Raw genomic sequence first — 3,672 nt, forward strand, 5'->3', positions numbered from 1 at the left:
GCGCGGGCCGGCCTTCGCGGCGCTCGGCGCCGCGTCCTCGCCGGCGACCTCGGCGGTTTCGTTCAGGTCGAACTTGAGGCCGAACTGGACCGACGGGTCGAAGAACCCCGACAGGGCATCGAACGGCACCAGAAGACGCTCGGGCACGCCCGAGAACGACAGCCCGACCTCGAAGCTGTGCTCGGTGACGCCGAGATCCCAGAACTGGTGCTGGAGGACGATCGTCATGTCCTGCGGATACTTCTCGCGCAGTGCCTGCGACATCCGCACGCCCGGGGCCTCGGTGCGGAAGGAGACGTAGAAGTGGTGCTCGCCCGCCAAGCCCTCGCGGGCGGCGTCGGTCAGCACCTTGCGCACGACGCCCCGGAGGGCGTCCTGGACCAGGAGATCGTAGCGGATCAGGTCGTCTGCCATCTTCGGTCGCTCTGTGCGGTCTGCCCGACGACCTGTCGCGCGGGACGCGTACCGGATCGGATGAGAAAGGAAGGCGGCTTCCGTCGCCGGAGGCCGGGATACCGAGCGGCCGACGTGCGCCGTCGCGACACCCTGCCGACCACCGCGCCGGCGGACCTGCCCGGTCGTCCGGCCCGGCAGCGCCATCGTGTCCGATGGCAGGGGGCTACGGTGGACGAAGCGGATCCGATAGGTTCGAAGTGACCGGCGCGTCGCCAAGAGCGTTCGTCGCCATTCCGGCCTTTCGACCGGACGAGAGAACATAGAGGGGATCGCCGCGGTTTTGAAGCCCGATCATGGCGCCCTGCCCGTCGACGCCGCCGCACCGTCCGAACCGGGCCGGCGATGGGTCGCGGCCGGGCGCCTCGCCCTGAACCTCGTCGTCCTGGTCGGGATGCTCCTGCTCTACCTCGCGGTGGCCAGCCTGATGTCGCTGGCCGCGGTGCGGGTGGGCGCCGACCTGCTCGTCGGGATCGACCCGTTCCTCGACGCGGTGCGGCGTCCCTATGTCGGCGCCACCGAGCTCGTCTGGCGCGAACTCGCCGTCGATGTGCTCCGCCAAGTCTTCTTGGCAGGTCTCGTCGTGACGGGGGCGCTTGGCCGCGACGGGTCCGCCTGGCGGCGCAGGCTGGCGCTGGACCGCGAGCGCCCGAACGGGATGCGGCCGCGCACCCTGCTGCTGATCCTCCTGCTCTGGCCGATCGTACACATCGCCTGGGTCACCGGGACGGCCGAGGCGTTCGGCGCCGCCTTCGGAAGCGGCGTGCGGCTCTCGCCGATGCTGAGCCCTGCCGCCGTCGCGGTATGGCTCAGCTACGTCGTGGTGCTGGCGCCGGCCGCGGAGGAGATGCTGATGCGCGGCGAGGGCTTCGCCGCCGCCCGCCGCTTCCTGCCACCCGCGGCGACGATCCTCGTCACGGCACTAGTCTTCGCGCTGGCGCACGTCTCGGCCTGGGGTTTGGCGCGCCCGGTCTCGCTGGCGCCGCTGGCATTGATGCTCGGCTGGCTGCGCTGGCGCACAGGCCGCCTGTGGCCGTGCATCGCGCTCCACGGCTGGAGCAACCTCGCGCTAATCGCCTACGTGCTGTGGCCTTAAACCGGCGTCAGGCCGACCGGCTCGCCAGCGCTTCGCGCACGGTGCTCGCGACGGCGTTGTTGCGGAGGTCGCGCGGAATCAGAATCGCGTCCGGGAAGAGGTGCGAGGCGTCGTCCGACATCTCCTCATAGTAGTCGCTCGCCAGGACGATGCGCAGACCCGGCCGGAGGGCACGGGCCTCGACGGCGAGGCGCGAGCAGCACAGGTCGCCTTCGAGGCCGACATCGGCGACGAGCACGTCCACCGGCAACCCGAGGACGAGAACCGTGAGGGCATCGACACCGCTGTCACAGGCCGTGGCCTGATAGCCTGCGCGGCGTATCTGATTGGATACCTCATCCCGCCAGCGCTTCTGCCGGCCGGCGACGAGGACTTGGACCCCATAACAGCCGCCTGGGGGCTGGGGGGCGTTCACGAGCGTTTGTGCGCTGGTGTTTTGCGGCATTCCGCGTTCGACTCGGCGTTCGCGTTGCATCGCAGCATGCTAGGCCGGGACGGCGCGGTCGCGCAAGCCCCCCGCCGCGATTGCGCCTTATTCCCAAGCCGGCACGCCCAGGAAGCGGGCATGCGCTCCGATCGGGCAGGCGGTTGACCGCTGCGGGGCTCGCGGGGCAACAGGACCCCGTCGCCGGCGATGCCGCGATCGAATGGAGAGGGTATCGATGTCGTCCGCAAAGTCTCCCTCCGTCTCCCCGCTCGCGCCGGCCTCAATGCCGACCCTGCCAGCGATCCGCGGCGTCGGGCTCGCCACCGCCCAGGCCGGCATCCGCTATTCCGGCCGCACCGACGTCCTTTATGTCGGCCTCGACGCCGGCACCGCGGCCGCCGGCGTGTTTACCCGCTCGCGCTGCCCCTCCGCGCCGGTCGATTGGTGCCGCGAGGCGCTTGCCGCCGGCTCGGCGCAGGTGCTGGTCGTGAACTCCGGTAACGCCAATGCGTTCACGGGGTCGCGAGGACGGGACGCGGTGGCGCTGACGGCGCGGATCGCCGCCGCCGCCGCCGGTTGCACCGAGGGCGAGGTCTTCGTCGCCTCCACCGGCGTCATCGGGGAACCCCTCGATGCGACCAAGTTCGAGGGCGTGCTGGCCGAGTGCGCCGCCCGCACGGCCGCGGGAGCCGAGGCCTGGGACGCCGCCGCCCGGGCGATCATGACCACCGACACCTTCCCGAAATCCGCGAGCCGCACGGCCGAGATCGACGGCGTGGCGGTGACGATCAACGGCATCGCCAAGGGCGCCGGCATGATCGCGCCCGACATGGCGACGATGCTCGCTTTCGTGTTCACCGACGCGGCGCTGCCGCAGCCGGTGCTTCAGGCGATGCTGACGGCGGGCGCGGACAAGAGCTTCAACTGCGTGACCGTGGACGGCGACACCTCGACCTCCGACACGCTGATGCTGTTCGCCACCGGTGCCGCCGCCACGGTCCCGGTCTCGGACGCGGCGGACCCGCGGCTCGCAGGCTTTCGCGCGGCCTTGGACGACCTGCTGATCGAGCTGGCGCAGCTCGTCGCCAAGGACGGCGAGGGCGCGCGCAAGTTCGTCACCGTGGAGGTCGGCGGCGCCGAGAGCGACGCCTCGGCGCACCGCATCGCGATGTCGATCGCCAACTCACCGCTGGTCAAGACCGCGGTCGCCGGCGAGGACGCCAACTGGGGCCGCGTTGTGATGGCCGTCGGCAAGGCCGGCGAGCCCGCCGACCGCGACCGCCTTGCGATCTGGTTCGGCGACGTGCGCGTCGCCGTCGCCGGGGCGCGTGACCCGGATTACAGCGAGGACGCTGCGAGCGCGGTGATGCGCAAATCCGATGTCGTCGTCCGGGTCGACCTCGGCCTCGGAGCCGGCAAGGCCCGGGTTTGGACCTGCGACCTCACCAAGGGCTACATCGAGATCAACGGGGATTACCGCTCGTGAGGCGCGTCGCCACTGCACTCATTATCCTGCCCGTCGTCGCGGCGCTGCCGGCGCATGCCGACGACGACGCCTGCCGTCGCGGCATCACCGTCACCGGCCGGGCTCAGACGACGCGGGCGCCGGACTTCGCCGAGGTGACGGTCGGCGTCGAGGCGCGGGCGGGCAACGCCGCCGCGGCCCTCGACGCGACCTCTAAGGGCGTGGCCGGCG

The 3,672-nt window shown here is 71.4% G+C and carries 5 protein-coding genes; 3 read left to right on the forward strand and 2 right to left on the reverse strand.

Annotated features, from left to right (window positions below; translation table 11 throughout):
- On the reverse strand, positions 1-414 hold a 414-nt coding region (locus FV222_RS19985; RefSeq protein WP_246685561.1), incomplete at its 3' end, for a ClpXP protease specificity-enhancing factor SspB.
- Between the two features lie 322 nt (positions 415-736).
- On the opposite strand from FV222_RS19985, the gene FV222_RS19990 reads away from it, so the two are divergent.
- Positions 737-1,549, forward strand: coding sequence for a CPBP family intramembrane glutamic endopeptidase (locus tag FV222_RS19990; protein WP_246685562.1), 813 nt, complete (start codon positions 737-739; stop codon positions 1,547-1,549).
- Between the two features lie 7 nt (positions 1,550-1,556).
- On the opposite strand, the gene FV222_RS19995 is transcribed toward FV222_RS19990, so the two are convergent.
- Complete coding sequence (locus FV222_RS19995) at positions 1,557-1,994, reverse strand: histidine kinase (RefSeq protein WP_147763859.1); 438 nt, start codon at positions 1,992-1,994, stop codon at positions 1,557-1,559.
- Positions 1,995-2,211: 217 nt separating this feature from the next.
- Between FV222_RS19995 and argJ the strand changes: the two genes are divergently transcribed.
- Together argJ and FV222_RS20005 are read left to right on the forward strand one after the other, a co-directional pair.
- On the forward strand, positions 2,212-3,462 hold the full coding sequence (gene argJ / locus FV222_RS20000) for a bifunctional glutamate N-acetyltransferase/amino-acid acetyltransferase ArgJ (protein ID WP_147763858.1): 1,251 nt from the start codon (positions 2,212-2,214) through the stop codon (positions 3,460-3,462).
- Positions 3,459-3,672 (forward strand): SIMPL domain-containing protein (locus FV222_RS20005; RefSeq protein WP_147815463.1); only part of this gene is annotated, 214 nt, incomplete at its 3' end. The genes argJ and FV222_RS20005, both read left to right, overlap by 4 nt.

It is taken from the genome of Methylobacterium sp. WL103, from assembly GCF_008039885.1.
Lineage (GTDB): Bacteria > Pseudomonadota > Alphaproteobacteria > Rhizobiales > Beijerinckiaceae > Methylobacterium > Methylobacterium cerastii.

What these genes read in the sequence shown, in the direction of transcription:
- FV222_RS19995 (WP_147763859.1), bottom strand. Translation starts at nt 1,994, where the DNA reads ATGCCGCAAAACACCAGCGCACAAACGCTCGTGAACGCCCCCCAGCCC.
- argJ (WP_147763858.1), top strand. Translation starts at nt 2,212, where the DNA reads ATGTCGTCCGCAAAGTCTCCCTCCGTCTCCCCGCTCGCGCCGGCCTCA.